The organism is Legionella shakespearei DSM 23087 (assembly GCF_000373765.1).
Taxonomy (GTDB): Bacteria; Pseudomonadota; Gammaproteobacteria; order Legionellales; family Legionellaceae; genus Legionella; species Legionella shakespearei.
The window spans coordinates 1-6,456 of record NZ_KB892427.1; the positions used below are offsets into that span (position 1 = coordinate 1).

Genomic DNA, 6,456 nt, shown 5'->3' on the forward strand with positions numbered 1-6,456 from the left:
GGCGCGTAAGCTATGGACGGAGCGGGGTTAAATCTATGTTATTTATGGCAGCTATGGCGGCCAGACGCTCTAACTCGTCATTGAAAACATTTTTTAATCAGCTTATTTCCGCTGGAAAGAAAAAAATGGTGGCATTAACTGCTTTAATGCGGAAAATCATTGTTATTGCTAATGCCAGAGTGAGAGATGCAGGAACGAAGTTAAATGTGTCAAATTAGGCAAATTTAAATCATTGAAAATATGTTCTGAAACATAGTTGATCTCCAAATATTGGCACCATGCCGCATTCAGGAGATCCTTCGCGCAAAAAGACGCGCTCAGGACGACGTGGATCGGGTAATGGCATAGATGTGTAGAAGAGTCAGTTGCTTGCAGCCGGGATTATACATCCGTGATCCCGGCTGCAAGCAGACCGGGCTATAACACCCCAATGCTTTACTGAGCGTCTTTTGTCGTGGCTTTACTAAGGCTGCAAAATAGGGGCCAGCTCGGCTTGATGTCCACTCAAGCATTGACCTGTCACCTGCCGAACAAAAGGTAAAGCTCGTATTAATGCTGCAATAATACGAGCTTACATTCAGCAGGCCTATTCGCGCCAATTATGTTTCGTGGTGACAAATTGGCTATTTACAATAACAATTTTGCCAAACTTGGTTCGCAATATACTTTTTTTACCTTTCTTTTCTTCCAGATAGGCTGCTTGACCAGTCCTGCCTACGGAATACCAGACATTCGTTGGTTTTTTATTGTCAGGTCTTATGGTCGGGTCTGAAATGTCTTTGGCTATAGCAGAAGATAACATCATTTTTGCTTCATTCATGCTTTTACGTGCTTGCGCTCCCTGATTAGCCAGCCATAAATCAATAAATGTCATTGGCTTAGCTGGTTTTGCCAATTCATCAATGTAAGTAAACGTATTTTTATAAACCAGAGTCGATTTTTTCAGATCCCGCTTATAGAGTTCTACTTGGGCTGTAACCGTCATATGATCCATGGGATGTGATAGTTCGTAAGATAAATCAACAAAAATAAAGGCATCACCCATTTGATTCATATTTTTAATGTATTGATCCTTTTGCCGATCATTTGAATTGTCTGTAATTTGTTTTTGCTTCAAATGCAGCCATTTAATGTCGCTCAACTCTGTGGTCAGTGACTGTTGAAATAATTGTCTGTAGTCATAATCCTTCAGGCTTTTTTTCAAAGGTTGTAACGCTTTGTCAGCCTGATAATTTTCATGGGCTGAAACTACTGCATTGACTATACCACCCGCAAGAATACTAGCTGTAGCATTTCCTGTTACTGCAGCGTAATTATTATTGGCTTGATATTGTTCTACTTGAATTTCTTTATGCGAGGAAAGCATTTCATTTGATTCACGAATGGTTTCTCGTTGAGGAGTATCTATTGGCATCCTGTCCATTAGTGATGCACATGCTGATAGGGATATTGATAATATAACGGTTGTAATTATTTTAAATACTGAATTATGATTCTTTGAGAAAAGGTGGGTTGATAACCTTACTGATTTAGTGATTTTTTCCATGATATGTCCATTTTTGTTATTGGTTAATTTCTAAGGGATTTTCCATTCCTTAGGCCGCCATTATATAATCAGAAACGAATTAATCAATAAGTTTTATTCGTTATGGTATAATCCTGAGCAAAATATAGAGAGCCTATAATTAATAAATCAGAGTTGTGATGAATAGCATATTTATAAGTGGTTTTATTGTTGGGGGACTAACAACAGCAGTTGGTCGTTATTGCTGGCAAAAACTTATAGATAACCGAAGAGCGGATGAGGATGCGGTTAATAATAAAAAGCGTGACATGGAAATGCTGTTTAATGATCATCCTGAATTTATGAATCTCTTTAAAAACAAAATTAATGACCCTGAGAGCAGAAACATAAGAGAATTCTTTGTAGTCGAAAGGAATGCCATCTTAAACTCGTCAATACCTCGTTTTCGATTTGAATTAACGCCGGACATTCTCCTCGTGCTCAATAAGTTGGAAAGCATGGGGTATATCCAAAAACTGGAAAATAATTGTCTTCATTATAAAATTTCGGATGAATGCATTGTTGAAATAAAATCATTAACTGAACACTTGGGGAGTAGATGAAAATGGAACACACTGATGTAACTCTACGGAAAATTGAAGTAACAGACAATGCGATGCTGGAACAGGTGATTAAACATATTCTGGTTGAGTTCGGCGCTAATAAACCTGGATTTGCTTATGCTGATATCGAATTGACTTCCATGTACGAATCCTATCAGGGAAATGACAGAGCTTATTATGTGGCTGAAAAAAATGGAATGTTATTAGGTGGCGCCGGTTTTGGCCCTCTGCTCGGTGCGCCTGAGGTATGCGAATTAAAGAAAATGTATTTATCTGCTGATGCACGTGGATTAGGAATAGGGGATGCTCTGCTGCGAATGTTGATAAAAGAGGCTAAAGATAGTGGTTACAAACAACTTTATCTGGAAACACTTGCAACCATGAGTGGAGCGATACGCTTGTATACGAAATATGGTTTTGAAGCACTGCACAGCCCATTGGGAAGTAGCGGTCATTTTGGTTGTGATGTCTGGATGTTAAGAGAGTTGTAGTCCACCAGGATCTACTCAGAAATAAAGTATGTGCCATTATAACTGTTCCGCTTCCTGACGGTCGCGGCTCGGTTTTCGTGCGTTCGTATTTATTTCATCGTGCACCGGAAACCGAGCCGCGACCGTCAGGAAGCGGAAATTTTGTTGCGGCACAAAGTCTGATTTAGTGCGTAGCCCGGTCTGCTTGCAGCCGGGAATTGTGCCACTTCGATCCCGGTTGCAAGCAGACCGGGCTACGAAGAGTAATATTTTGTTTTAATGCATAAGATTTGAGATGTGATAAATCGAATTATTCGAAGTGTACAAAATAGGATATTTCGAAGATATTTTTTTATAAAAATAACCTGAGTCAAGACTGTTTTTTTATTTTTTTTGTTGTTAGTATGTAACTCCAGATAGCACAAATTATTAATCCCACTCTGTGGATATCTTTTTCCTGACTACTCAAAGATCCTTTAAAGTTCAATAGCTTATTTAACAGCAAATCCTTGCCGCATAAGGGATTTAACCTATTTCCATATTAAGAAATTCACAGTCAGTTATCCACATTTTCTGTGGATAACTCTGTGCATAGACTCTTGGCTACTATGTAAATTCAGTAAGTTAGTCGATTGATTAGCGTTTATACAGGGTGTCTTTTCGCAGAAAAGCTTATCACCGACATGCAGAACATAAAGGAGTATCGTTTGTATCCAAATCGCTATTTTGCTCCTGAACCGAAGGTGGATTAAATTGCAATACTGAACCTGATGACTGAGGTTCTGATATTGTCACAAATTGCTTAGCAGACTCAGGTTGATGACCCAGTGTGTTTAAAATGGTCGAGGTGCTTTGGTTGAGCTCCTCATTTATCTCATCATGATTTTCTGGTTCAGGGGTGAGCACATCCTGCTGTTTGAAACGATACAAATTAGCCAAAACAATAGTTGATTCAATGACCATTAATGCAACACCAAGCACCGGATTGAGAGCAAAACCAAGTGCTACAAATAATCCTGCGGCAACTAAGGTGATCACTGAATTATAAGTCAAACTCACTATCAGGTTTTGGAAAATATTCTGTTGCGTTTTTTGTGATACATCGAATGCGGTTGCAATAGGGAACAATGAACCTTCCTGAATCACAATACCCGCGTATTGTTCCGTTATGTTATCTCCAATAGTCGATTTTACAGCAATGCCCAAATCCGCATAGGCAATTGCAGTCAGATCATTGGCCGCATCACCCACCATAGCTACTCTATGCCCTTTGAGTTTCAATAGTTCAAGATAACTGGTCTTGGACATTTCACCCGCTTTAGTGACCGCACCTACGGCGTTAGCACAAAGGTTATCCCTGGATATGCCTAACACTTCAGCATATTTTTCTACTGTAGTTTTACCCGCACCAGAACAAATATGGACTTCTTTTCCTAGCTCCTTTAACTTATTTACCGTTGCAACTGCATCAGCGCGCAAAGGGTCGTCCAGTGCGATTTGTCCTATGACTCTAGAACCTCTGACTATATAAACAGAGCCATTATCCGGGTTGTCATAAGGTTTTGGGAATTGGGTTATGTCATTTTCCAGCAGCATTTCTCTGTTCCCAATCATAAATCGCACACCATTTATTATTCCTTTCATACCGGAATGGTGGCTTTTATCAATGGATGTACACTGTAATTCTTCTTTTGCACTCGGAGTAGAACCTTGAATATAAGCTCTTATGGTTTTAGCAACCGGGTGTTCAGAATGGCTTTCTAATAAGGCAATGTGATTTAAAAAGCGTTTATCGTCGATATTCAAAGAACTCACTTCAATCTGACCTTTAGTCAATGTTCCATTTAAATCAAAGACAACGACATCAATATCAGCAGCGGCCTGTAATGCTTTACCATTATTAAAATGAATTCCGTGATCTGAGGCTTTGGTCATACCAATTTTAACTGCCATGGGGGTTATAAGGCTCAGAGCACAAGGGCAGGCACTAACCAGAACAGAAATAACACACTGAATCGCAAGAGCCGGGGTAAATAAAGTACCTATAATAATCCCGGATAAAACAGCTATGGCCAGTAAACCCGGAATAAAATATTTTAATATCGTATCCGCAAACAGTTGAATGGGTGCCTTTTCGTCATTGGCTTTATTAATATTCTGAGCAATCAGGGAGAGATAGGACTTTTTATAAGTATGGGTCACCTGCATTTCTACTGGAGAACCATGTTCTGCCAGGCGCATGCCGGATTTTACCGCGTCACCTGCTTTAAACCGTTTAAGGGCAGGGGAGCCATCAATTCGGGTAGTATAAAGGAGGGTACTTTCTGCCAATACGCCATCAACCGGAATGACGTCTCCTTGATTCACGATGATGTGATCACCAGGAAGTAATTTTTTAATTGAAATCTCTTTGTCAGAGCTGCCTTTCATTTTGACTGTAGGCGAGAGACAATCGCGTACATCGAGTTTCTTAGTAATTTCACCTACCAGACTGTGTTCTATGCCTTCTCCCAAATGCCAGAACCCTAAAACCAGAGGGGCAGCCTCAAACATCATGGGCAGACCTGGTACGAACATGCTGACGAGAGAAACAGCAAAGATGGTCAAAGTACTGATAGTATAAAGCGTAGTGGTATTCCACCTTAGGCCCAGCAATGCATCCCATGCCGATTGGTATACCGAATAACCTAAATATAAGGTCATCAGTGATGTGAGTCCGGTTATGGCATAATAGGCAATAGCCGGAATATTAAAACTGGCAATGGATAAGACCAGCAGGCCGACTCCCCAAAGTATGCCTAATCCGGCTTTTAACCAATGGTTTTCGTGTTCATGGTCGTGATGATGATCGTGGTTGTGATCACCATGAGCATGCTCGTGCTTTTTCTTTTTTTTATGTTTCTTATGAGTTGAATGGTCAGAATCATGGCTATGCTCATATTGGTCTTCTATTAGAGCATCATCTGAATGGTCGATATGATTATGAGCATGATCCATAGCTTGCCTCTTATATTGATGTAAACAGCCAGATAAGGCCTGAGAAGGAGTAACTATTAGCTCCCCTCAAATAAAAGTGTTATACTATAACACTTGGCAACTTAAGAGCAAGACACATTATATATTTTTTTGTCACTAAATAGCATTAATAAACCAAGTGATATTATGATAGGATATTTGAAAAAGAAATTTTATGGCTTAAATGAACCATACACTGATTATTTAATTAAAGATAAATGATGAATCATAATTTATTGGATAGGGCTTACAAACATTGTATTGATCATGGTTACCGCTATACCGGGCCACGCGAGCGTGTGCTCAAAATATTAATTAACGAGGGCAAACCGCTCGGTGCATATGAGATATTACAAAGATTGTCTCTGGAAATTGAAAATCCCAAACCACCTACAGTGTATCGCGCCATTCAATTTTGGCATCAGGAAGGCTTTGTCCACTGTATTGATAGCCTTAAGTCTTATGTAGCCTGTTTGCATGGACATCATGTGGGCCAAGCACAATTTCTTATTTGTAATCAATGTGATTTTGTTAAGGAATTGGAGTGTCTTGTTGACTTTAGTGCTATCAGTGAAGCGGCAAAATCCGAACAATTTTCGATTTTGAATTATACGGTGGAAATAAAGGGTTTGTGTTCTGATTGTGTTATTTCTCAATAATCCTTGATATAACTCACGTTAAGATGGATAAGAAGCTTGATTTACCTCGATCCGTTCGGGCTGAGGAGAGGCGATAGCGCTGTCTCGAAGCCTTAGCACCATGCCAAGGCTTCGAGACAGCGCTATCGCGCTTCCTCAGCCCGAACGGCATCGAAGTAACGACTGGATAAAACAAGCTTCTTATC

The 6,456-nt window shown here is 39.8% G+C and carries 5 protein-coding genes and 1 pseudogene; 4 read left to right on the top strand and 2 right to left on the bottom strand.

Features of this window, described 5'->3' with window-relative positions; all coding sequences use genetic code 11:
- Positions 1–218: pseudogene (locus B094_RS0113110) on the top strand (hypothetical protein); the annotation flags it as partial.
- Positions 219–586: 368 nt separating this feature from the next.
- On the opposite strand, the gene B094_RS0113115 reads toward B094_RS0113110, so the two are convergent.
- Complete coding sequence (locus tag B094_RS0113115) at positions 587–1,414, bottom strand: hypothetical protein (RefSeq protein ID WP_058387185.1); 828 nt, start codon at positions 1,412–1,414, stop codon at positions 587–589.
- Between the two features lie 290 nt (positions 1,415–1,704).
- On the opposite strand from B094_RS0113115, the gene B094_RS0113120 reads away from it, so the two are divergent.
- A complete protein-coding gene (locus B094_RS0113120; RefSeq protein WP_018578272.1) occupies positions 1,705–2,127 on the top strand; it encodes a hypothetical protein in 423 nt (140 codons plus the stop codon).
- A complete protein-coding gene (locus B094_RS0113125; RefSeq protein ID WP_018578273.1) occupies positions 2,124–2,618 on the top strand; it encodes a GNAT family N-acetyltransferase in 495 nt (164 codons plus the stop codon). The genes B094_RS0113120 and B094_RS0113125 overlap by 4 nt, the downstream gene beginning before the upstream one ends.
- A 654-nt stretch (positions 2,619–3,272) precedes the next feature.
- On the opposite strand, the gene B094_RS0113130 is transcribed toward B094_RS0113125, so the two are convergent.
- Positions 3,273–5,594 carry a heavy metal translocating P-type ATPase gene (locus B094_RS0113130; protein ID WP_018578274.1) on the bottom strand — a complete coding sequence of 774 codons (2,322 nt, stop codon included), beginning with the start codon at positions 5,592–5,594 and terminating at the stop codon, positions 3,273–3,275.
- A gap of 239 nt (positions 5,595–5,833) precedes the next feature.
- Between B094_RS0113130 and B094_RS0113135 the strand changes: the two genes are divergently transcribed.
- Positions 5,834–6,271: a Fur family transcriptional regulator gene (locus tag B094_RS0113135; protein ID WP_018578275.1), complete on the top strand. Its 438-nt coding sequence runs from the start codon at positions 5,834–5,836 to the stop codon at positions 6,269–6,271.
- The last annotated feature ends 185 nt before the right edge of the window (positions 6,272–6,456 follow it).